Origin of the sequence: Actinoplanes sp. CA-252034 (genome assembly GCF_050956125.1) — a bacterium.
Classification (GTDB): Bacteria; Actinomycetota; Actinomycetes; order Mycobacteriales; family Micromonosporaceae; genus Actinoplanes.
Window position 1 is genome coordinate 6,840,455 of record NZ_CP191846.1, and the last position, 23,499, is coordinate 6,863,953.

A 23,499-nucleotide genomic window follows, 5' to 3' on the forward strand; every position below is an offset into this window, starting at 1 on the left:
AGCAGGAAGACGAGCAGGTGTTGCAGGCGTCGGAGTACGCCGTAAAGGGTCATTCCGGCGCACGGGTTTTTGGGTCCCGGCGTTGCAGGGTGCAGAAGGCGTGGGCGGCGGAGATGAGGGTGACGTGGTGGTGCCAGCCCTGCCAGGTGCGGCCTTCGTAGTGATCGAGGCCGAGACCGGTCTTGACTTCCCGGTAGTCGTGCTCGATGCGCCAGCGCAGCTTCGCCAGCCGCACCAGCGTCCGTCTCGCGATGCGTTCGGGCAGATTGGACAGCCAGTACTTGACCGGCTCGGCTGCGCCGCGCGGCCATTCCGCGATCAGCCACGCCGCCGGTAGATCGTGGCCGCGATGCAAGCGGCGCAGCACCCGTCCGGCCGGGCGGATGCGCAGGATCGCGAACCGCGACGACATCATCTGCGGCTGTCCGCCCCGTCGGCGTGAGCCCTGCCGCCAGGTGACGCGGCGGGCCGCCTGTTGCCCGCCGGCGGCGGTGACGAGTGCGAGCAGGGTGGATTCCGGATCACGGTAGCGCGGGACCGGTGGGCGGCCGATGCGGCCGTGCGTGACAGTGGTACGCCGCGTGGGGAGCGGGTAGGCGTTGAGGTCACCGCTGACCTGCACCACATAGCCCAGCCCGCGCCGCTCCAGCTCGTAACGGAACTCGGCGTTGTCGCCGTAACCGGAGTCGGCGACGATCAGCGGCGGCTGCCGGCCCCAGCCGATCAACTCGTCGACCATGTCCAGGGCCAGCCGCCATTTCTCCCGATGGCCGATCTCGTCGGCGATACCGGCCTTGCGGCGCCGCTGGTGCACGTCCGGGTGCGCCTTGGGCGAGGCCGGATCCCAGGACTCGGGCACGAACAGCCGCCAGTCGACCGGGCACGACGCGATGTCGGTGACCATGCTGACGCTCACCGCGATCTGGCAGTTGGTGACCTTACCCGCGGTTCCGGTGTACTGGCGGGCCACGCACGGCGACGCGGTACCGCACTTGAGCAGCCCGGTGTCGTCGATCGCCCACGCCTGCGGCTCTACCGCCTCGTCGATGAGTTCGGCGATCCGGGCGCGGACCGGCTCGACCGGCCACGGGCTGTTGGTCACGAAGTGATTCAGCGCCTGCTCGTGCACAGCCCCGCCGAGGCGGACGGCCATCGGCTGGATCGACTTACGCCGACCGTCGAGCATCAACCCGTACAGGTACCAACCCGCCCGGTCCTGCCAACCGGAGCGTGACAACGACGCGAACACATCCGCGGTGTACTCGGTGAGATCCTCACGCAACCGCTCGACGCCAACTACGCGCATACCTCAACGAAACCAAGCCACTGATCGGAAATCATCACCAGTCACCCGGAAGTGACAAAGTACTACTAGGCCTCAGCCCGGACAGGAACCCCGAAGGGTAGGCGCGGGCAGGGGTAGAGGTCGCGGGCTCGAGTTTCGGATCTCATCCATCGCCGTAGCCTCCCGTGGATGAACGGCGTGACCGTCGGCCACTGCCTGGAAGGAGTCTCCGGAGTGCTGGGCTGGAACGTGCTGCGGACTCCCCCGTCTCTCCCTAACGTGCGCTGGCGGGCTATCGGCTGCCGGGACAGCGCCGACCAGCTGGGTTCCGTTGAGTGAAGGGCAGACCAGCCGTGGATTCCGAGGCGAACCCGGCCGGCGAGAAACCTTCACCCGATCGGCGCGGTCGTGGGGTCCATCGCAGACGTTCGTTTCCGATGCACCTGGCCGACGGTGATCGCCGCCCCACGGCGCCGCAGGGCCGTACCCGCGCCGAGATCACCGCCAGCCTGCTCGCCCCGCTGACCGCCAACCGGCGGGCCGCCGCCGTCCCGGCGGTCGCCGACCTGGCCCCGCTGATCGGCGCGACCGGATTCCAGCGCCACCACCGCATCAGGCCTGTCGGAGCAGGGCGGAGCCGATCAAGGACGCGGTCATGTCGGCGAGGTGCGACCGCTGCCCCATTCGTATCGGACATGTTCGTATCGGACATGGCAGCGGAGACCTCGCTTGCGGACAGCGTTTGTGCTGGTCAGAAGGATATGGGATGTCTTTGTCAATGTGTCCGTGAAGGGAAGGCGTATCGGATCGTGCCGGTACGTTGGGTGTGACGGCGTCGATCGACGGCCTGCCGGGCATGACGCGGTCACCGAGCCGAGACCACCTGGGGGCGTGATGACGCAAGCAGTGTCCGAAAGAGTCAACGCCGTCGACGGCGTGGTACGCCAAGCGGAGACCGTGCTTGCGGTGTCGGTGCAGGCGTACATCGCCACCAGCGCCGACGGCCGGGTCAAGGGATGGAATTCAGCCGCCGAGCGGGTCTTCGGCTACAACGCCGCCCAGGTCTCCGAAGGCGACATCACCGACCTGATCATCCCGGCCCGGTCCCGCGACGCCTACCGCGCCGACCTCGCCCACCTCTCCCACCTCGCCGCCGGTGATCCCAGCCGAGTCCTCGGACAACAGCTCCAGCTGACCGCACTGCACCGCGACGGCCACGAGTTCCCCATCGAGATGACCATGACCGTCACCGAGGAACCCGATGGGCACATGTTCCACGCCTTCGCCCATGACATCACCAACGCGCGCCGGGCCGCCCAGTTCGCCGACGTCCAAGCCGCCATCGCCCTGGGCCTGGCCGAGGCGGCTTCCAGTACCGTCGCCGGCCACCGGGTGGTCGAAGCCCTCGGAGCGAAAATGGGCTGGCCGGTCGTTGAGCTGTGGCTGGTCGACGATCACCAGCAGGTGCTGACCTGTGCCGCCCGCCACGTCGAACCAGGCCGGTATTTGGGTGACTTCGCCCTGGACGTACTGGAGCTCGGCGCGGCGCTGCCCGGCCAGGTCTGCGCCGACGGCACCGGCCGATGGATCACGGACCTGAGCGCTGACCGGATGTCGTTGCGCAGCAGCGCCGCCGCACGTATCGGACTGCACGTCGCCATCGGAGTGCCGGTCTCCTCCGGCCGGCGCACCCTCGGCGCGCTGTGCGTATACGGCGACCGGGTAGAAGACCCCGAAAACCTCCTGCTCGGGCTGCTCAGCGGGCTCGCCACCCACGTCGGGCAGTATCTTGAGCGGCGCCGAGCCGAGGAACTCACCCTAGAACTGGCGCGCACCAAAGACGAATTCGTTGCCATGGTCACCCACGAACTACGCAACCCCCTCGCCGTGATCAACGGCGCCGTCGCGATATTCAGTGACGAACTCGACGAACTCACCACCGAGCAGCAACGCGAGCACCTACGCATCATCGCGCGCAGCTCCCAGCGCCTGTCGGTGATGGCCGAAGACCTGCTCGACCTGGCCCGGCTCGAATCCGGACACCTCGCCGTCAACCCGGTCGACACCGACCTGTGCGCCATCATCGGCGAAGCCGTACAGGCGAACACCGCCTCAGCCGTCGGCAAGCAGCTCGCCGTGACCGTGCGACTGCCCGACCGGCTCGATCTGCACGCCGACCCCAGCCGACTGCGTCAGGTCGCCGACAACCTGCTCACCAACGCCATCAAGTACACCCCCGCCGGCGGCACGATCACCATCACCGCATGCCTCGACGACACCGGCCAGATGATCACCTGGACTGTCGCCGACACCGGTATCGGCATCCCCCGGACGAACAACACCGGCTGTTCCGCCGCTTCTACCGCGCCTCCACCGCCCTCAACCAACGCATCCCCGGCACCGGCCTCGGCCTGGTCATCACCCGCACCATCGTCGAACGCCACCACGGCACCATCACCCTGGCCCACCACACCGGGCCCGGCACCACCTTCGTAGTGCAGCTACCCACCACCCCGCCCCGATAGCGAGACTCATGTTCCCTCGCATTGAGTTCGTTCACGGCTCCCCGGTGGTAGGTCATTGATATGGGACCGGTCCGTTTGCGAGAACGCTCCTGCCCTGCGCCGTCGGAGCTTCGAGCGCCGGGCTCTTGGCGAAACGGGACTCCGACCGGGTCTGCCGACGTGCCACGGCTCTGCGGGCAGTAGGTCCGTTAGCGGGGCTTTGTGACGGTATATCCTTGCTGGAGTCGGGGGCCGCAGAGGCTGCTGCGGCGAACGGATAGTTCGGTGGGCAGGATTCTGGTGGTCGAGGATGAGCCGGATCTGCGGTTCATGTTGCGACGGGTCTTCACGCGTGCCGGTCATGAGGTCACCGAGTGCGGTGACGGTGCCGCCGCTCTGGCATCGGTGCACGAGTTGCCACCGGATCTGGTGGTCACCGACATCATGATGCCGGAGATGGACGGCGTCGAACTCATCCGGGCGCTGCGCGCCGATCCGGTAACCGCGGCGATTCCGATCCTGTCGGTCAGCGGTGATTGGCAGTTGGCGGTCGGCGCCGACGCCGCGCTGGCCAAGCCGTATCAGTACAAAGAAATACTCGCGGTGGCCGAAGGTCTGCTCCGGGAAGGACGTGGCACGAGGTGAAGCGGCTGTCGACCGGGCTGGCGGACCTGGATCTGATCCTCGGTGGTGGACTGGAACCGGGCTCGGTGGTGGTGCTGTCCGGGCCTCCGGGTGCGGGTAAGACGATCCTGGCGCAGCAGATCTGTTTCGCCAACGCCACCGCGGAGCACAAGGCCGTGTTGTACACGACCCTGTCGGAGCCGCATTCCAAGCTGGTCGCGCACCTGCGGGGATTCGCGTTCTTCCACCCCGAATTCCTGGGGCCGAAGATCGAGTACGTGCACCTCGGCGACAAGCTACGCGACGTGGGCGCGGAAGCCCTCGAACCGCTGATCGGCGAGGTGGTCCGCAAGGCCCTCGACGACGAGCCGGTGCTGGTGGTGATCGACAGCACCAAGATGCTGCAGGACTTCGTCAACGACCACGCCCTGCGGATGGCGCTCTACGACCTGACCAGCCGCGTCGCGCACAGCGGGGCGGTCCTGCTGCTGGGTGAGTACACCCCCAAGGAGATGCGCAGCGGGGTGGAGTTCTCCCTCGCCGACGGCATCATCCACCTGTCGCACAAGCGCCGCGAGCCGATCGACCGGCGCGGCCTGCGGGTGATGAAGATGCGTGGCACCAGCCACCTCGGCGGCACCCACACGGTGCACATCACCGACGACGGTCTCCAGGTGTATCCCCGCATCGAGTCGTTCCTCCCCGAAGAGGCGCCCCCGAAGACCGGGCGGATCCCTTCCGGGATCCCCGGCCTGGACGCCCTGATGGGCGGTGGGATACCGCAGGACGACGCCACCCTGGTCCTCGGGCCGTCCGGCGCCGGAAAGACCATCGGCTGTCTCGGCTTCGTTGCCGAAGGCCTGACCCAAGGGGAACGGTGTCTCTACATCACCTTCCAGGACACTGCGGACCAACTGGTCGGCATGGCGGGCAAGTTCGGATGGGACTTCGCCACCGCCCGCACCGACGGGCAGCTGGTGATCTCTCACGTACCGATGGGCAACCTCGACCTCGACGTACTGTCGTCGGTGATCCGCCACGGCCTCGCCGACGGCACGACCAGCCGAATCGTGATCGACAGTCTCGCCGAAATGGTCCAGGCCGCCCGGGAGGCCCACCGGTTCCCCGCTTACCTGCGCAGCCTCGTCGGAATCGTCCGCGCCGCCGACGCGTCCCTCTGGGTCACCAGCGAGACCAGAACCTTCGGACCCATGGAAGATCCCCTGGAAGGGCTCATGTTCCTGTTCCACAACGTGCTCCAACTGCGCTACATCGAGCACCGCGCCGAGATCGGCCGGGTCCTTAACGTGCTCAAGATGCGCAACAGCCGCCACGACAACGCCATGCACGCCTGCCACCTCACCGACGACGGCATCACCGTCGGCGACCGGCTCGAAGGACTCACCGGAATGCTCGGCTGGAGCGTCCTGCGCGACGGCCCGGCCACCCCAGGACACGACGAAACCAGAGCACTGGACTGATCACCGCCTCCGGCCGGTCCACGACGCGGCTCAAGTGGTCCCCGCAGACCCGACCCACCCTGACTGACCGGCCGCCACCCGCCACACCATCACCACCGCGGCCGGCAAGGGCTCCCAGTAGATACGGGCCGAAGAACCCATGGATATGGCTACCTGTGCTGTAGCAGGACATGAAGTCCGAACACAAACGGCTTGGCTACGACAGGTAACCGGTAGCGCCGAACCGGACCGGTGGCTTGAATGGCCCTCCTGGTCTGGGACTGTCCGGGATCAGGCCCTCAGCCCGGACAGGAGCACGCAGGGTAGACGCGGGCAGGTGCAGCGGTGACGGCCTCGGTGTCCGGGTGTGACTCATCGCCGAAGCCTCCCGCGGCTGGCCCGGGTATATGACTATTAAGGGCGCACTGATCGTATTGAAATCATGTGTCCGGTTAGCCGGGCGCCGGTGGTGTGCCGTGGCGTTCACGGCAGGTGAGGATCGTATCGTTGAGGATCTTGGTGGTCGATGACGAGCCGGACTTGCGGTACCTGCTGCGGCGCTTCCTCGAACGCGCCGGCCATGAGGTGACGGACGCCGGTGATGGCGCGGCCGCGCTGCAGGCTCTCCATCGCTTGCCGCCGGACCTGGTGGTGACCGACATGATGATGCCGGTGATGGGCGGGGCGGAACTCGTCCGCCGGCTGCGCGCCGACCCCGGCACCGCGCAGATCCCGATCCTCGCCGTGACCGGAGACCCCCAACTGGCCGGCGGCGCCGACACGGTGCTGACCAAACCATGGACATCGCAACAGCTGCTGGCCGCAGTGGCCGAACTCAAGGCACAGAAGGTGGACCGAAGGTGAAACGACTGGCAACCGGCGTGCCCGGACTCGACGTAGTACTCGGCGGCGGGTTCGAGCCCGGTTCCGTCACGGTGCTAGCCGGCGCGCCGGGGACCGGCAAGACGATCCTGGCCCAGCAGATGTGCTTCACCGACGCCACCCCCCAGCGCCGGTCGGTGTACTACACGACCCTGTCCGAGCCGCACACGAAGCTGGTCCGGCATCTGGGTTCCTTCGACTTCTTCGTTCCCGAGGCACTGGGCTCTCAAGTGGAGTACCTGCACCTGGGAGACCTCGTGCGTGACGACCAGTCCGGGCTGATGAGATCCTTGGTCGACGAGGTGGCGAGCAAGGCACTGGACGAGAACCCCGTCCTGGTGGTGATCGACAGCGCGAAGGCGTTGCGGGACTTCACTGCCGACCGCGAGCTGCGGATGGTGTTCTACGACCTGATCAGCCGGATCGCCCACACCGACTCGGCGCTGCTGCTGATCGGGGAGTACACCCCGGAAGAAATGGCATCCGGAGTCGAGTTCGCCCTGGCCGACGCCATCATCCACCTCGCCTACGAGCCCCGCGAACCGATCGACCGGCGCTGGCTGCGAGTGGTGAAGATGCGCGGAACCAACCACCTGGAAGGTAAACACACCTTCCGCATCGGCCCGGGCGGCCTGGAAGTGTTCCCCCGCATCGAGACCCTCAACACCGGCCCGGCAACGGAGGTCAACGGCCGGATCTCGAGCGGCATCACCGGTCTCGACGAACTCATGGGTGGGGGAATCGGCGCCGCCGAGGCCACCGTCATGCTGGGACCGTCCGGAGTCGGCAAAACCATCTCCGGCCTGCGGTTCGTCGCCGAAGGCATCACTCACAACGAACGCTGCCTCTACGTCACCTTCCAGGACACCGCCGAACAGCTCGTCAAAATGGCAGCTGGTTTCGGTTGGGACCTCGCCAGCGCCAGCGAGAACGGACAGCTCCTGGTTCACCACGTGCCGCTCGGCGAACTAGACCTGGACCTGCTCGCCGCCCGCATCCGTCAGGAACTCGCTGGCGGGACGATCCGCCGGGTGGTGATCGACAGCCTCGCGGAAATGGTTTTCGCCGCCCGCGAATCCGACCGGTTCCCCGCCTACGCCCGCAGCCTGACCGGGATCATCCGCGCCGCCGGCGCCACCCTGCTCGTCACCAGCGAAACCACCATCCTAGGCCCCAGCCCCGAACCCATCGGCGGAGTCTCGTTCCTGTTCCACAACGTCATCCTGCTGCGCTACATCGAGATGACCTCCACCACCGGCCGCGCACTGAGCATCGTCAAAATGCGCAACAGCGACCACAGCAAAAACGTCTACGCCCTCGCCATCGACGCCGACGGCGTCACCGTCGGCCACCCCCTGGAAGGAGTCTCCGGAGTACTCGGCTGGAGCGCTCTGCGGACTCCCCCGTTACTCCCTAACCCGAGCTGGCGGGCTGTCGGCTGCCGGGACGGCGACAACCGGCTGGGCACCGTTGAGTGATGGGCAGACAGCCACCCCCGCCAACACCTGAACCCAGTCGCACTTCGCCGCCGCACAGCCCCGCCAGGGCAAGGCGATGTCCCTCAGCGCCGACTCCGCTGTAGGCCAGCTATCCATAGCTCTCAGGCCCTCAGCCCAAGATCACCCTTAGCGCCAGTTCCGATGTTCCTCAAGCGCCGTGACCTCGACAACCCGAAGATCAAGGTCGAGTGGGACACCGTCGTCGAGGAGGTCCTCGGCACCGACGGCAAGGTCGCCGGCGTCCGTTTGAAACGTGCAGTCCGGCGAAACCAAAGATTCTCGACGTCACCGGCGTCTTCGTGGCGATCGGCTACGACCCGCGCAGCGAGTTCTTCAAGGGCCGGGTCGAGCTCGACGACGAGGGCTACGTGAAGGTGCAGTCGCCCAGCACCCGGACCAACATCGCCGGCGTCTTCGCCGCCGGTGACCTGGTCGACCACACATACTGTCAGGCCATCACCGCCTCCGGCACCGGCTGTTCCGCAGCACTGGACGCCGAGCGCTTCATCGCGTCATTCTAGAGCGTAGCAACACCACGAGAGTCGTCGACCTAAGCAGGCTGACGACCCTCGTGACTTACGTACCCGCCGTTGCCGATAAAGCATGGGCTCGCTCGCAATATCGACGGAAGACTAGATCACCCAACGCTCTGGCCAACTAGTGCCTCGTCAGGCGGCCTTGAAGGGGTAATCCGGGTGGCGGATCTTGGACTTGATCGCGTATCCGGTTTTCGGTCGGGCGCGCTGGTTGTGCCAGCGGATGTAGTCGCCGATCGCGGCGTCCTGTTCGGCGTGTGACTGGTGGTCGGTGCCGTTGAGCGCGAAGTAGCGCAAGGCGGCGAACTCGGCCTCGATCCAGTTCAGCCAGGAACTGTAGGTCGGCAGGAAGACGAGCTCGACGGCGTTCGCGGCGCACCATGCCCGGCGCGAGGGTGTTTGCGCGGGGAGAAGTTGTCCAGGATCAGATGCAGCGTTTCGACTGGCCAGCGGCGTCGGAGGCTCTTGAGGAAGTCGAGGAACTCGCCCGAGCGTTTCCGGTCCCGAATCCGGTAGTGGATACGGCCGGTGGCCAGATCCAGGCTGGCGATCATGTGCCGGACCCCGTGATCACGGTGGTAGGTGGCCCGCAGCCGGACCGGCTTGCCCTGCGGTTTCCAGGCTTTGCCGGGCCGTGGCTGCAGGTTCAAGGGTCCGAACTCGTCGACGCAGACGACTCTGCCGCCGGCCGGTGGATGGTCGTAGAGGTCGAGGATCCGGCGCATCTTGGTGACGAAGTCCGGATCGTTGCTGGCCTTCCACGTCTTCGCGGACTGCCAGGTCACGCCGCGTTCGTGCAGGATCCGCCGGACGGTCTCGATGCTGATCGTGCTCACCCGGCCGGTCTCGATCAGGTAGTCACGCAGTTTCGACAGGCTCCCAGCAGGAGAACGGCTGGGCGAGGAATCGGGGGTCACACCGGGCGATCACGCAGATCCAGTCGCGGGTCTGCTCACTGATCTTGTTCGGTGTGCCCCCTCTCCATTTTGGGTTCAGCGCGTCGAACCCCCTGTCGTTGAACGCGTGGATCACGTCGCGGACGTAGTCGTCGGTGGCCTTGAGCAGGTATGCGATGTCCGCTGCCGGCTGGCCCTGGGCGGACATCAGCACGACGATCGCCCGGCGCAGCTTGACGGGGTCCTTCGCGGTACGGGTGATCCGCTGCAGCCGCTGACCTTCGGGCATCGACAGCACCCGCACGAACACTTCCGGGCGTCGGCCCACCCGGCATCACCTCCCACGAACAGCGAGAGGAACAGCTTGCCCGACACCCATTCAAAACCGACGGATTACACGGCCAACGTTCAAAGACGAGGCACTACCGACCTTGAATGGTCAGGGTGAGTTGATCAAGGCGGTTGGGGTAGGACTGCCAGACCGGTCTCGGCGAGGAATGCGTCCAGTAGGGCGGGTCGGTACTGCAGGCTCTTGAGTCGGCTGCGCACGGTCGCGGCGAGCTGGTCGATCGTGCACGGGGCGAGGTTGCCGATCCCGCGTTTGATGTGCGACCAGACGCCCTCGGCCGGGTTCAGTTCCGGGGCGTAGCCGGGCAGTTGCACGACGGTCAGCCAGTCGTGAGCGTCGACGAACGCCCGCATCACCGCGCTGACGTGGTGGTTGAGGTTGTCCCAGACAAGGATGATCGGCGCGCGGAGCTGGGCATGTACCGCGCACAGCAGCCGCATGTAGTCGGCCTCGCCGAACCCTTTCGCCTCGGTCAGGGGCATCAAACCGTGTTGCCCGGCTGTAGAGGCGTTGGGCCTGATCAACGCGATCGCGGTCACCGTCACAGGCGTCACCGGCAGCGGCGCGGTTACTTTCGAGCCATTGCACCGCCCGAGTCGGCCATGGTGGGCGACGTGCTCTCATGGCCGGCAACTAGCCCAGGGCTCACCTCGTGTCGCGGAGGCGGTGTCTCGGCACACCGGCGGCGGTGAGGAGGGCTGCCAGATGCGCCGAGGTGTGGTCGAGGAAAACGGCGACCTGGTGGTCGTCGCCGATGTGGCAGGCAGCGGCGAGCGTACCCAGGTTGATCGGATCCAGTTCGGTGACGTCGGCGAGGTCGAGGACCAGCCGCAGGGGCCGTTGGTGGCGGATGGCCTGCACCAGTGTGCGGCGCAGGCCGACAGCGTCAGAGGCATCGAGGATGCCCCGCGGATGGATGACGATGGTGCCGTCAGGGGTCTTGTTGACGTCGACCGTGGTGGTCGTCATCGCGGTGACCTTCCGTTACCCGGTGTTTTCCGAGACGTCAGGTTAGAAGGTCTTCACCCGCGAATCGAGTACCAGCGGCAAGAGTTCACCTGGTCACGGTGCGGTCACGACCGCAGCGGCGATCGCCACCACCGCGGTGACCAGGCACAACATCAGACCGGCCGCGGTGAGCCGCCGATTCCGGGCCGGATCATGGGCGATCGGCTGCTGCAACGCGAGCCACGTCGTGCCGCCGAGTACGCCCAGAGCGGCCACCACCAGTGCAATCATGCGCGAACCCCACCCTCGACCACCGTATCGAAGCTCATGGTTTCCCCGGTGACCGTCGGCCACCGGCGACCGCGGCCGAACACCGGGTGAACGATGGAAGGCGACTACCGCGGGTGGTCGAAGAAGCCAGCACCCGTCTTGACGCCAAGGCGACCCGCGTTGATCAGGTCACGCAGCAGTGCGGGCTCCTCGAGGTCGAGGGACTCGGCGACCGACGCGATGACGTCCAGGCCGATCATGTCGATCAACTCGATCGGGCCGAGCGGGTGGGAGCAGCCGAGTCGCATGCCCCGGTCGACGTCCTCGGCGGTGGCGCGGCCCTGCTCCACCATGCGCACCGCGGCGACCAGGTAGGGAACGAGCAGCGCGTTGACCACGAATCCGGCCCGGTCGCCGGATCGGATCACCTGTTTGCCCAGCGGGCCGGTCAGCAGTTCCTGCACCGCGGTGATCACGTCCTCGCGAGCCTGGTCGGCCGGGACCAGCTCGACCAGCGGCATCACGGTGGCCGGGTTGAAGAAGTGGGTGCCGACCACCCGGTCGGGACGGCCGGTGCACTCGGCGAGCGGGGTGACCCGCAACGACGACGTGTTGGTGGCGATGATCGTGCCGGGATCGGTCAGCGCCAGGTCGAGGTCGGCGAACAGCTGCCGTTTGAGTTTCTCGTCCTCGCGGACCGACTCGATGACCAGCTGGCGGTCGGCGAGGTCGGCGAGGGTGTCGGTGAACGCGACAGTACCGAGGATCCGGGCCGCCTCGCCGGCGTCGAGCTTGCCCCGGTCGGCGGCGCGTTGCAGGGACCTGGCGATGCGCCCGCGGCCGGCGGCGGCGGACATCGGCGACGACACCGCGACCCGTACGTCCAGGCCGGCCTTGGCGCAGATCTCGGCGACACCCGCGCCCATGGTGCCGCAGCCGACGATGCCCACCTTCTCGATCATCACGCCTCCGTCCAGCGCAGCAGGGCGGCGCCCACGGACATGCCGCCGCCGAACCCGGCGATCAGCACCAGGTCGTCGTCGTGCAGCCGGCCGTTCTGGCGGGCGTCGTCGAGGGCCAGCGCCACCGATGCGCTGCCGGTGTTGCCGTATCGCTCCAGGGTCCGGTGGGTCTCGGCGTGATCGAGTCCGCAGCGGGTGACGAGTTCGCTGAGCAGCACACCGTTGGCCTGGTGCGGCACGAAATGGTCGACGTCGGCGAGCCGGTGGCCGGTCCGTTCGACGAGGGTGCGCACCGCGCCGGGCACGTTGTCCATGACGAAGTCGCGCACGCCACGGCCGTCCATCCGGAACAGGTGGTCGCCGTTGTCGACGGTGTCGTGGCTGGCCGGCATCCGGCTGCCGCCGCCGTCGACCCGGATGAGCCGGTGGGCGTGTCCGTGGCTGGCCAGTTCGACGTCGAGAAAGCCGCCGGACGGCACCTGGCCGACCAGGGCCGCGCCGGCGCCGTCGCCGAGCAGCACCACGGTCTTGCGGTCGGTGACGTCGAGGATGCGTGAGTACACGTCGGCGGCGATCACCAGCGCCAGCGCATCGGGTTCCTGGGTGACCAGTGCGCGGGCCAGGGCCAGCGCGTAGACGTAGCCGCTGCACACCACGTTGACGTCGAAGCAGGCGGCCCGGTCCGCGCCGATCAGGTTCTGCACCAGGTAGGAGGTGGGTGGCTGCGGTGAGTCGGGGGTGGAGGTGGAGACGATCAGGTACCGCACCGCGCTGGCCGGCACGGCGGCCTGCTCCAGGGTGCGAGTGGCGGCCTCGGCGGCCAGGTCGGAGGTGGCCTGATCGGGGGCGGCGTAGCGCCGGGTGACGATCTGTGTCTTCCGCTCGATCCACTCGGGGGTGACACCGGCCGGCCCGGCGATGTCGGCGCCGGTCACGATCTGCTTGGGCACGTACGACCCGGTGGCGAGGATGCCGATGGACGTCATGGTCACACCCGCGCCGTCGTCGCGTAGCGGCGCCACGAGGTGAGCCGGTGCTCGCCGATGCGCTGCCGGGCCTGCGGGTCGGTGACACCGAGGCCTTCGGACGGGGCGAGCGCCAGCACACCTACCTTGCCGATGTGCCGGTTGTCCTGCACCAGGCGCAGCGCGTCACCGGTCTCGGCGAGCGGGAACACGTCGGTGAGGATCGGCACGAGCCCGCCGTGGCGGAACAGGCGGGCGGTCTCCCACTGCTCCTGCAGGTTGGCGATGTGGCTGCCGACGATGCGTTTGAGGTTCATCCACAGGTAGCGGTTGTCGTATTCGTGCTGGTATCCGGTGCTGGAGCCGCAGGTCACCACCACACCGCCGCGGCGCACGACGTGGACCGAGGTGCCGAAGGTGGCGCGGCCGACGTAGTCGAACGCGATGTGTGGGTCCTCGCCCAGCTCGGCCCGGATCTTGCGGCCGAGGCGTTTGCCGTACTCGATCGGGTCGCCGTCGCCGTCGCCGTCGCCCATGCCGATCTCGCGGCGGTCGATGACCACGTCGCAGCCCTGTTCGCGCAGGATGGCGGCCTTTTGGTGGGAGCTGACCACGCCGACGGCGACACCGCCGCCGTTCTTGACCATCTGTACGGCGTAGCCGCCGAGGCCGCCGGTGGCGCCCCAGATCAGGACGATGTCGCCCTGTTTGATGCGCGCCCCGGTGTCACTGACGAGCATCCGGTACGCCGTACCCGCGCACAGCGTGATCGACGCGGCCTCCTCCCAGGTCAGGTGGGCCGGTTTCGGGACCAGCTGGGTGGCCCGCACCACGGTGTAGTGCGCCAGGCCGCCGAAGTTCGTCTCGTAGCCCCAGGCCCGGCCGTGCGGGCCCATCATGGCGTCGGCGTGGGCGCGCGGGTCCTGGTCGTCGACGTAGGCGGGGCTGACCATGACGTGGTCGCCGACGTTCCAGTGCCGTACCCCGTCGCCGACGCGGACCACGACTCCGGCCGCGTCCGAGCCGACGACCTGGTATGGCAGGTCGTGCCGGGTCGCGTAGCCGCCCTCCCGGGCGTACCGGTGCAGCGAGGTGAACGTGGAGATCGGCTCGAACATCGCCGACCACACGGTGTTGTAGTTGATCGAGCTGGCCATCACCGCGACGACCACCTCGTCCGGGGCCAGCACGGGCATCGCGACCTCGCCGACGTGCAGCGAACGGCGTACGTCCTTGTCGGTCTCGCCGTGGAACATCGCGGCGTCCTCGGCCCGCAGATGGGCCGCGAGGAAACGCCCGGGCAGCGGGATGCGGCCGATCTCCTCCGGGGGCGCCCCGGAGACGACCGCTTCGGCCAACGTGTCCATGTTCTCCTCGCGTTCGCTGAGAGTGTGTGCGGTCAGCCGATGACGTCGACGTCGGCGACGCCGGTGGCCACCGGCACCGGGGGAAGGAAGGTGGCCGCCGGGTCCTGCGGCCAGAAGATGCCACTGTGCGGGTAGACGGTGAGCAGGCCGCCGCCGAGCGCGAGCAGCCCCGCGAGGCCTTCGCTGGACAGGGTCACCGCGACCACCGTCGTGTCGCCGAACGAGGAGCCGAGGTCGTGCCAGTGGCCACCGCCCGGGGTGCCGGGCGGCTCCCACGCGCTGACTCCGCCGTCGGGGCGGCGGACCAGCAGGTCGGGACGGCCGGTGGCGGTCACGTCGCCCATGCCGAGCAGCGTGTCGCCGGGTTTGATCCTGGTCAGGACGGTGCCGTCGAGGCGGACCCGCCCGTCGGCGCCGGCCCGCAGCAGGCCGCCGCCGGTCGCCACGATCTGGCCGGGAAGGGTGTCCCCGGTGGCCGGTGGCAGCCGGTCGGCGTCGAACGGCGCGGTCAGTGTGACCTCGGCGCCGTCGGCGAGCAGGCATCGCAGCCGGTCGCCGGTGAGGGCGAGCGCCGGGACGCGGCCGGGCAGGAAGCCCGTGCCGATCCGGGTGGCGCCGGGACCGGGACGGTCGAAGAGGTCGCCGGTGCGCCGGTCACGGATGGGAACCGTCGCGGTCAGCGTGTGCATGTGTCGCATGGTGGTGCCGGCCGGGGCCGGCCCCTACCCCTGAATGACCCCTAAGCCGGGACGGTGATCGCGGTGATGACCAGGCCTTCGGAGTGCAGCCAGCGGCCGTGGAAGACGGGCAGCGGCAGGGGTGGCGCGGCCAGCAGGGTCGCGGTGAACGTGCCGTCCGGGACGAGGTGGATGCGGGCCTCGTGGAACTCAAGGAATCGCCGGGTGAGCGGGAACCACGCCTTGTAGACCGTCTCCTTGGCACTGAACAGCAGCCGGTCGGCGGGCACGTCGCCGGCGAACCGGCCGACCGTGTCGTGCTCCTCGGGCAGGGCGATGGCGTCCAGGACGCCGTCGGGCAGCGGCTCGGCCGGTTCGGCGTCCAGGCCGATGCTGCGCAGGTCGGTGGCGTGCGCGACGGCGGCGCCCCGGAACCGGGCGCAATGCGTCATGCTGCCGACCACGCCGGACGGCCAGCCGGGGGCGCCGCGTTCCCCCGGCAGGATCGGCGCGGCCGGGATCCCGAGACGGCCCAGGGCGGTACGGGCGCAGTGCCGAACCGTGGTGAACTCGCGGCGGCGCTTCTCCACCGACCGGGCGATCACCTCTACCTCCGCCGGGAACAGGGTCAGCGCAGGCGGGTCGGTGTAGGTCTCGGCGGTGACAGCGGTGGCCGGCAGGATCTGCGTGAGCAGCCCGGTCATGCCGCCGCCCGGGCGAGCGCGACGTCGGCGGCCGTGCCGGGTGCGCAGGCGCGCCGCAGCGCGGCCAGCAGCCGCGGATCCGGGTGGTCGTCGTGGCGTGGCTGTTCGACCAGTCCGGCCGCATTGCCGAGCCACTGTGGTGCGGCGTCCACGCCGAGGAACGCGGCCAGCCGGGTGAGCTCGGCCTCCGGGGTGGCGGTCAGGTCTTCGTACGTCGTCATCATCCACCTCTCCGAGGGGAGCCGCAGCAGCTCGCCGGCGCCCTCGGTGGCCATCGTCGACCACAGGGCGCCGAACGCGGTCACCGGAACATCCTGGCGCATCACCTCGGGCAGCGCGTCCGGGGTGGTGAGCAACCGGTTCAGGGTGGCCGGCAGCAGCCGGAAGTGGTCCGGGCCGAGCTGGTCCGGCGATGCCACCCCGGCGATCCGGGCGGCCTCGCGGGCCAGCAGCATCAGCCAGAACCCGGCGTGCCTGCTCATCGACCGGGCCGAGTCGGGGCCGTTGCGGGCCAGGTAGACGAACCGCGCCTCCGGGAACAGCCGTCGCAGGGCGGGCACCATGCTCAGCGAGCCGCCGGAACGTTCCACCATGACCGGCCGGTCGAAGCGGGCGGCCAGGTGGGCGAAGAACGCCCGGTACTGGTCGGCGATCGGCCGGGCCGGCCAGGTGGGCAGTTCGGCGGCCAGCTCGTCGTGGAGCGCGTCGGGGTCGTCGGTGAGCATGGGCAGGGTCATGTGGCAGATCGCCGGGATCCCGTCGGCCGTGCCGAACCGGCCCGTCGCGTACGGGTAGACCAGCTCGGACACGCCGAGGCCGGCCTCGACCATGACGTCGACGGCCCGGTCCGGGGCGCTGAGCATCCGCCAGAACTCGGCGCCGTCGAGGATGCCGTCGAAGCAGTCCCGGCCGCGGACGGTGCTGAACAATTCGCTGACGCTGAGCACCGACGGGTGTTCGCGCAGCATCCGGGAGACCAGGGTCGATCCGCACCGGCCGGTGCTGATCACGAAAGTGGGGGCCATCGCGATCCGATCTAGAGGGCGAGTAGGAGAAGCTGGTCGCTGATCAGGTTGATCACCGCGCGCTGGTGCTGGGCCAGGAAGAAGTGGCCGCCGCCGAAGACCCGCAGCTCGAAACCGCCGGTGGTGTGGTCGGCCCAGGCCTGCGCCTCGTCCAGCGACACCTTCGGGTCGGCGTCGCCGGTCAGCGCCACGATCGGGCAGTCCAGGGCCGGCCCGGGCTCGTAGCGGTATGTCTCGGCGGCGATGTAGTCGCCACGGATCGCCGGCATGATCATCCGCAGCAGCTCCAGGTCGCCTAGGATGCGGGTGTCGGTGCCGCTGAGCGTCTTCAGCTCGGCCACGATGCCGTCGTCGTCGAGCTGGTGCACGGTCTCCGTCCGGTGTCGTGACGGCGCCCGGCGGCCCGACGCGAACAGCGTGACCGGGCCGGAGCCCAGCTCGCGCTTCATTCGCACGGCGACCTCGAACGCCAGGGTGGCGCCCATGCTGTGGCCGAAGAACGCCAGCGGCCGGTCCATCAGCGGGCGCAGGGCGGTGTACGACTGGTCGGCGAGCTCGGCGATGCTGGTCAGCGGGCGTTCCAGCCGCCGGTCCTGGCGCCCCGGATACTGCAGCGCCACCACCTGCAGGGTGGACTGCATGGCGTCGGAGACCGGGTAGAAGAAGCTGGCCGAACCACCGGCGTGCGGGAAGCAGACCAGGGTGACGCGGCTGTCCGGCTCCCGGTGGAAGCGCCGGATCCAGGCGTTGTCGTTCATCGCGGTGTCGCTTTCGGTTGGAGGTGCGGAACCGCCACGGAGGAGATCCACTCGTCGACGACCCGGGCCGTCGTGGTGGCGTGTTCCTCCATGACCGAGAAGTGGGTGCCGGGGGTGTCCACGGCGGTGTGCGGCAGCGTCCAGGACGACCGCCAGTCGCCGTCACGGGACCAGCCGAACATCGGTTCGCTCGCCCGTACCAGCAGGGTCGGGGTGGTGATCGGGGTCGGCTGCCAGCCGTGGAACAGGCGCACGTAGCCGCCCATCGCCGTCAGCCGGGTGTCGTCCATCGGGACGTAGCCGTCCTCGCGTTCGATCATGCCGCTGGACAGGACCGGCTGGATGCCGGCGAGCGCCTCGACGTCGTGGGAGTAGATGTCGATCAGCACCAGCGCGGTCACGTTGACGCCGTCGCGTTGCAGCTCGGCGGCGACGGCCTGCGCCAGCATGCCCCCGGACGAGTGGCCGACCAGCGCGAACGGCGCCCCGGCGGTGTGTGCGCGGATCGCCTCGGCCTGGGCGGTGACGACCGCTTCCACGCTGGCCGGGAGGGGTTCGCCGGGGCCGAAGCCGGGGGCGGCGACGGCCGCCACGGTGCGGCGGCCGCGCAGGGCGCCGGCGAAACGGACGTACTGGTGCGGGCCCGAGATGGCCAGGATCGACGGCAGGCAGACCAGCGCGGGCGCTTCCGGGCCGGTGGCCAGCCGTACCACGTCGAGGGGCCGGGGCAGGTCGGCGGTGGTCCGGAAGGCGGGCCGGAATCCGGAGGCGTCCACCAAGACCTGAAAGAACTCTCCGGTACGGCCGGAGCGTTCCGCCTCGCGAAAGAGGCTGCCGAGGGTTCCGGCGGTGGCCGGGGCGGCCTGCGGTCCGGCGTCGAAGCAGGCGTCCAGATGACCGACCAGCGCGCCCGGCGTCGGGTGGTCGAACAGCAGCGTGGTCGGCAGGGTCAGCCCGGTCGCGGCGGCCAGCCGGTTACGCAGCTCGACCGAGGTCAGCGAGTCGAACCCGGCTTCCAGGAACGGCCGGTGCGGGTCCAGGCGCTCGTCGTCGCCGTGGCCGAGCACCAAGGCCGTCTGCCGGTCGACCAGGTCGGTCAGCGCGGCACGCCGGTCGGTGGCCGGCATCCGGGCCAGGTTGCGCTGGAAGGCGGCCAGCGCCTGCTCGTCGGGGCCGCTGCGGACCGCCGGGACGAGGCCCTCCAGCACCGGCGGCAGCACCGGGGCGTGCCGCAGCGCGGCCAGGTCGAAGCCGATCGGCACGACCAGCGGGCGGCCGGTGGCCAGTGCGGCGTCGAAGGCGGCCAGGCCCTGTTCGGCGGTGAACGGGACGACACCGCCCTGGCGCAGCCTCCGCTGCTCGGCGTCGGTGAGGGTGCCGGCCATACCGGACTCCCACAGGCCCCAGGCCAGCGAGACCGCGGGGACGCCGTCGGCGCGCAGCCGCTCCGCGTAGGCGTCGAGCCAGGCGTTCGCGGCGGCGTAGTTGGCCTGGCCCGGGTTGCCGAGGATGCCCGCGGCCGAGGAGAACAGGATCAGCGACGTCAGGCCGTCGACGACGGCGAGCAGGTTGCGCACGGCGTCGGCCTTGGGTCGGAACACGGTTGCCAGGCGGTCCGGGGTCAGGTCGGTGAGCAGGGCGTCGTCGAGGACACCGGCGGCGTGCACGATCGCGGTGACGTGCTCGCCGCGCAGCGCGTCGGCGACGGCTCGAGGGTCGGACAGGTCGCACGCCACGGCGGTGACGTCGGCGCCGTCGATGTCGAGGCTCTTGCCGGAGCGTGACAGCAGGATCAGCTTGCGTACGCCGTACGCCCGCACCAGATGCCGGGCCACCAGCCCGCCGAGAGTGCCGCTGGCCCCGGTGACCACCGTCGCCCCGTCGCCGAAGTCCGGGGTGTGCTCGCCGTGCGCCCGCACCAGGCGGGGCGCCTCCACCCGGCCGTCCCGGACGCGGGCCTGCGGCAGCGGGTAGAACGCGTCGTCCGGCCCGTCGAGCAGGAAGATCCGGCCCGGGTGTTCGGCCTGCGCGCTGCGGGACAGGCCGTGCAGGGCGGCACTGTCCGGGTCGTCGCCGAAGGTCCGCACCACGAGCCGCGTCCGTGCCCACGCCGGGTCGGCCAGCCACTGCTGCAGCAGCGCCAGCAGTTGCGTGGCGCGCGGCAGGGCGTCGCCGGGCGCGCTCGCGTCCACGACGAGCACGCCGGTGGGATCCGGGGCGGGGTTCGGGAGGGGGTCGCCCAGGCGGATCGCCGGTGCGGGGGTGCCGGCGACCTGCTGCGGCGCCCAGTCGACGCCGTAGACCACCCGGTCCGCGAGTTGCTGTGCGGCCACCGGGCGCAGGGTGAGCCGGTCGACGCGGGCGATCGGCAGCCCCGCCGGGTCGGCCAGGTCGAGGCGGATCGTGTCGGTGCCGGTGGTGGCGCTCAACCGGGCTCGTAGCGTGCCGCCGGCCGTCGTGAACCGGTGCACCCCCGCGAACGCGAACGGCAGCCGCAGGCCGTCGCCGGGCAGCAGCGCGGCCGGGCCGATCGCGTGCAGCACGGCGTCGAACAGGGCCGGGTGCAGGCCGAAACCGTCGGCGGGCGCGTCGGTGTGCACCTCGGCGAACACGTCACCGCCACGCCGCCACAGCCGCCGCAGACCCCGGAACGCGGTGCCGTAGTCGAGGCCGGCGTCGGCGAACGTGTCGTACAGGCCGGTCAGCGGCAGTTCCTCGGCGCCGGCGGGCGGCCAGGTGAGCAGGTCCGCGTCGACGTCGGGTGCGGGGCCGGAGGTGAGGGCGCCGGTGGCGTGCAGTGTCCATGTGTCGCCGTCGGCGCGGCTGTGGACGGTGACCCGTGCGCCGGTGACGGTGACGCGGACCGCGACCGGGCCGGAGGCGGGCAGGATCAGCGGTGTCTGGAGCAGGAGCTCCTCGATCGCCGTGCTCCCGGCCCGTGCCGCGGCGGTCAGCGCCAGCTCGACCAGCACGGTGCCGGGGACGAGCGCACGGCCGAGGACGGTGTGCTCGCGCAGCCACGGCTGGGCGGCCGGGTCGAGGGTGCCGGTGAGCACCAGCGTGTCCGCGTCAGGGATCTCGACAGCCGCGCCGAGCACCGGATGGCCGGTGGTGTCCAGGCCCAGGGCGTGCGCGTCGCCGGGGCCGCCGGGTGCCGGGCGCGGCCACAGGCGGCGGTGGGTGAAGGGGTAGGTGGGCAGGTCGGCGTGGCCGCGGCCACCGACGACGGCGGGCCAGTCGACGTCGACACCGTCGGCATACAGGGCGGCGACGGCGGCGATCAGCGTGGACGGCTCCGGGCGGTCCCGGCGCAGGGTCGCCACCGCATCGGGTACGAGCGTGGCCAGCACCGTGTCCGGGCCGATCTCCAGGGCGCGTTCGGCGTCGAGCAGGGTCACCGCGTCGGCGAACCGGACCGGCTCGCGGACCTGCCGGATCCAGTAGTCGGGGTCGGTCCAGCGCAGCCGGCGGCCGGGTTCGGCGGTGGAGACGGCCCGCACCCGCGGCTCGTGGAACGTCAGCGTCCGCACGACCGTCCCGAAGTCGTCGAGCATCGGGTCCATCAGGTGGGAGTGGAAGGCGTGGCTGGTCCGGAGGCGAGTGGTCTTCCAGGGGCCGTTCTCCACCGGCGTGAGGCCGGTTTCCGGGCCGGCGACGACGACCGATGCCGGGCCGTTGACCGCCGCGATGTCCACGTCGGGGAACGACTTGCGGACGTCGGTCTCGGAGGCTTGGACCGCCAGCATCATGCCGCCGGGCGGCAGCGCCTGCATCAGCCGGGCGCGGGCGTTCACCAGTTTCGCCGCGTCGGCCAGGTCCAGCACGCCGGCCGCGTAGGCGGCGGTGACCTCGCCGATAGAGTGCCCGGCGACCACGTCGGGATGGATGCCCCACGAGCGCAGCAGCGCCAGCAGGGCCACCTCGACGGCGAAGATCGACGGCTGCGCCCAGCCGGTCTGGTCCGGCCCGAGGTCGGGGATCTCCAGCAGGGCGGTGACCTCGTCGTGGGCGGCCGCGTATACCGGGTAGGCCGCACGGAGCTCGTCGCCCATGCCGGGGCGCTGGCTGCCCTGCCCGGTGAACAGGAACGCCAGCCGGCCGGCGCGGGCTGTGCCCCGGATCGGTTCGCCGTCACGCCCGACGCGAACCGCCCGATGCGGCAGCGTTGCCCGTCCAGCGAGCGTGCGCGCGACGTTGGTGTCCGCAAGAGCCAGGGCGCCGACGCCGGACCCGGCAGGCGCGCCGAGCGCGGACTCGCCCAGCCCAAACCCGGCCGGCACGGGCTCGCCGAGCGCAGCGAAGGCGTGGAGCTGGGCGTCGAGTGCGTCCGGATCGGCGGCGCTGAACACGAATGGCACTACCGGCAACGGCTCGGCCGGTGTTGTCTCGACGGGCGGAGCGGCCTCCAGGATGACGTGTGCATTGGTGCCGCTGATCCCGAACGACGACACCGCTGCACGTCGCGGTCGATGTGTTGACGGCCAATCTCGTGTTGACGTCAACAACTCAACATTGCCGGCTGTCCAGTCAACCTGTGCAGACGGGGAATCAACATGAAGCGTTGACGGCATGACGCCGTACCGCATCGACTGGACCATCTTGATGATCCCGGCAACGCCGGCCGCCGCCTGGGTGTGACCCAGATTCGACTTGAGCGATCCGAGCCACAGCGGCTCGGACCGGCCCTGTCCATAAGTGGCGAGCAAGGCTTGCGCCTCGATCGGGTCACCCAGCGGCGTCCCGGTGCCATGCGCCTCGACCACGTCCACATCCGACGGTTCCAGACGTGCACTGGCCAGCGCCTGCCGGATCACCCGCTGTTGAGAGGGCCCGTTCGGCGCCGTCAACCCGTTCGACGCGCCGTCGGAGTTGACCGCCGAGCCACGCACCACAGCGAGGATCGGATGACCGTTCCGTTGAGCGTCGGACAGCCGCTCGACCAGCAGCATCCCGACACCTTCGCCCCAGCCGGTGCCGTCGGCCCCGTCGGCGAACGACTTGCACCGCCCGTCCGGAGCCAGACCACGCTGCCGCGAGAACCCGATGAACGTGCCGGGCGTGGCCATCACCGTGACACCGCCGGCCAGCGCCAGCTCACATTCCCGATTACGCAGCGCCTGCACGGCGAGATGCAGCGCCACCAGTGACGACGAGCAGGCGGTGTCGACGGTGACGGTCGGCCCCTCCAGCCCGAACGTGTATGCCACCCGGCCCGACGCGATGCTGCCGCCGGTGCCCATGAACCCTTCCGCGGCGTCCGCCGACCCCTGCACCACCAGCGCGTAGTCGTTGTACATGACACCGACGAACACCCCGGTCCGGGAACCACGCAACCCCGTCGGGTCCAGCCCGGCCCGCTCGATCGCCTCCCACGAGCTCTCCAGCAACAGCCGGTGCTGGGGATCCATGGCGAGCGCCTCACGCGGCGAGATCCCGAACAGCCCGGGATCGAAGTCGGCGGCCCCGTCGAGGAACCCACCTTCGCGGGCGTAGGTCGTACCCGGATGATCGGGGTCGGGGTGGTAGAGGCCCGCCACGTCCCAGCCGCGGTCCTCCGGGAACGGACCGACCACGTCGCGCCCGGCGGCGACCAGCTCCCACAGGTCCTGCGGGTTGCGCACCCCGCCGGGGAACCGGCAGGCCATGCCGACGATCGCGATCGGCTCGGCGGCGGCCTGCTCGGCGCCGCGCAACCGTTCCCGGGTGTCGTGCAGCTCCGCGGTGACCCGTTTGAGGAAATATCGCAGCCGGTCCTCGGGAACCTGCCCTGGCTCACTCATTCGCATAC

The 23,499-nt window shown here is 69.8% G+C and carries 18 protein-coding genes and 3 pseudogenes; 6 read left to right on the plus strand and 15 right to left on the minus strand.

Features of this window, described 5'->3' with window-relative positions:
• Positions 1-49: 49 nt before the first annotated feature.
• Positions 50-1,306, minus strand: a complete 1,257-nt coding sequence (locus ACQPZW_RS31720) for an IS701 family transposase (protein ID WP_433788504.1) — start codon at positions 1,304-1,306, stop codon at positions 50-52.
• 873 nt (positions 1,307-2,179) lie between these two features.
• On the opposite strand from ACQPZW_RS31720, the pseudogene ACQPZW_RS31725 reads away from it, so the two are divergent.
• From ACQPZW_RS31725 to ACQPZW_RS31750, 6 genes and pseudogenes are all read left to right on the plus strand, one after another.
• Positions 2,180-3,810 (plus strand): annotated as a pseudogene (locus ACQPZW_RS31725) (ATP-binding protein).
• 279 nt (positions 3,811-4,089) lie between these two features.
• Positions 4,090-4,434 (plus strand): response regulator, encoded by a 345-nt coding sequence (locus ACQPZW_RS31730; RefSeq protein WP_433789700.1) that lies wholly within the window; start codon positions 4,090-4,092, stop codon positions 4,432-4,434.
• Entirely contained in the window at positions 4,431-5,894 is a 1,464-nt protein-coding gene (locus ACQPZW_RS31735; RefSeq protein ID WP_433789701.1) for an RAD55 family ATPase, read from the plus strand. The genes ACQPZW_RS31730 and ACQPZW_RS31735 overlap by 4 nt, the downstream gene beginning before the upstream one ends.
• Before the next feature lie 498 nt (positions 5,895-6,392).
• On the plus strand, positions 6,393-6,737 hold the full coding sequence (locus ACQPZW_RS31740; protein WP_433797670.1) for a response regulator: 345 nt from the start codon (positions 6,393-6,395) through the stop codon (positions 6,735-6,737).
• 17 nt (positions 6,738-6,754) lie between these two features.
• The gene (locus ACQPZW_RS31745) at positions 6,755-8,233 is read left to right on the plus strand and encodes an RAD55 family ATPase (protein ID WP_433789702.1); all 1,479 of its coding nucleotides are present in this window, start codon (positions 6,755-6,757) and stop codon (positions 8,231-8,233) included.
• A 177-nt stretch (positions 8,234-8,410) separates the two neighbouring features.
• A pseudogene (locus tag ACQPZW_RS31750) lies at positions 8,411-8,775 on the plus strand (NAD(P)/FAD-dependent oxidoreductase); the annotation flags it as partial.
• Between the two features lie 147 nt (positions 8,776-8,922).
• Here the strand turns inward: ACQPZW_RS31750 and ACQPZW_RS31755 are convergent.
• From ACQPZW_RS31755 to ACQPZW_RS31820, 14 genes and pseudogenes are all read right to left on the minus strand, one after another.
• Positions 8,923-9,087 (minus strand): hypothetical protein, encoded by a 165-nt coding sequence (locus tag ACQPZW_RS31755; RefSeq protein WP_433789703.1) that lies wholly within the window; start codon positions 9,085-9,087, stop codon positions 8,923-8,925.
• Positions 9,088-9,113: 26 nt separating this feature from the next.
• Positions 9,114-9,707 (minus strand): IS630 family transposase, encoded by a 594-nt coding sequence (locus tag ACQPZW_RS31760; RefSeq protein WP_433789704.1) that lies wholly within the window; start codon positions 9,705-9,707, stop codon positions 9,114-9,116.
• Positions 9,649-10,014, minus strand: a complete 366-nt coding sequence (locus ACQPZW_RS31765) for a helix-turn-helix domain-containing protein (RefSeq protein ID WP_433789705.1) — start codon at positions 10,012-10,014, stop codon at positions 9,649-9,651. Before ACQPZW_RS31765 ends, ACQPZW_RS31760 begins: the two co-directional genes overlap by 59 nt.
• Positions 10,015-10,139: 125 nt before the next feature.
• Positions 10,140-10,517, minus strand: a complete 378-nt coding sequence (locus tag ACQPZW_RS31770) for a transposase (protein WP_433789706.1) — start codon at positions 10,515-10,517, stop codon at positions 10,140-10,142.
• A 163-nt stretch (positions 10,518-10,680) separates the two neighbouring features.
• On the minus strand, positions 10,681-11,004 hold the full coding sequence (locus tag ACQPZW_RS31775) for an STAS domain-containing protein (protein WP_433789707.1): 324 nt from the start codon (positions 11,002-11,004) through the stop codon (positions 10,681-10,683).
• A gap of 93 nt (positions 11,005-11,097) precedes the next feature.
• Complete coding sequence (locus ACQPZW_RS31780; RefSeq protein ID WP_433789708.1) at positions 11,098-11,274, minus strand: hypothetical protein; 177 nt, start codon at positions 11,272-11,274, stop codon at positions 11,098-11,100.
• Between the two features lie 104 nt (positions 11,275-11,378).
• Positions 11,379-12,215, minus strand: a complete 837-nt coding sequence (locus ACQPZW_RS31785; protein WP_433789709.1) for a 3-hydroxybutyryl-CoA dehydrogenase — start codon at positions 12,213-12,215, stop codon at positions 11,379-11,381.
• On the minus strand, positions 12,215-13,201 hold the full coding sequence (locus tag ACQPZW_RS31790) for a 3-oxoacyl-ACP synthase III family protein (protein WP_433789710.1): 987 nt from the start codon (positions 13,199-13,201) through the stop codon (positions 12,215-12,217). The genes ACQPZW_RS31785 and ACQPZW_RS31790 overlap by 1 nt, the downstream gene beginning before the upstream one ends.
• Before the next feature lie 2 nt (positions 13,202-13,203).
• Positions 13,204-14,547, minus strand: a complete 1,344-nt coding sequence (ccrA, locus tag ACQPZW_RS31795) for a crotonyl-CoA carboxylase/reductase (protein ID WP_433789711.1) — start codon at positions 14,545-14,547, stop codon at positions 13,204-13,206.
• A 32-nt stretch (positions 14,548-14,579) separates the two neighbouring features.
• Positions 14,580-15,236, minus strand: coding sequence for a hypothetical protein (locus ACQPZW_RS31800; RefSeq protein ID WP_433789712.1), 657 nt, complete (start codon positions 15,234-15,236; stop codon positions 14,580-14,582).
• 50 nt (positions 15,237-15,286) lie between these two features.
• Positions 15,287-15,928, minus strand: a complete 642-nt coding sequence (locus tag ACQPZW_RS31805) for a 4'-phosphopantetheinyl transferase family protein (protein ID WP_433789713.1) — start codon at positions 15,926-15,928, stop codon at positions 15,287-15,289.
• Positions 15,925-16,953: a sulfotransferase domain-containing protein gene (locus ACQPZW_RS31810; RefSeq protein ID WP_433789714.1), complete on the minus strand. Its 1,029-nt coding sequence runs from the start codon at positions 16,951-16,953 to the stop codon at positions 15,925-15,927. The genes ACQPZW_RS31805 and ACQPZW_RS31810 overlap by 4 nt, the downstream gene beginning before the upstream one ends.
• Before the next feature lie 11 nt (positions 16,954-16,964).
• Entirely contained in the window at positions 16,965-17,711 is a 747-nt protein-coding gene (locus ACQPZW_RS31815) for a thioesterase II family protein (protein ID WP_433789715.1), read from the minus strand.
• A pseudogene (locus tag ACQPZW_RS31820) lies at positions 17,708-23,473 on the minus strand (alpha/beta fold hydrolase); the annotation flags it as partial. The gene ACQPZW_RS31815 and the pseudogene ACQPZW_RS31820, both read right to left, overlap by 4 nt.
• Positions 23,474-23,499: the final 26 nt, after the last annotated feature.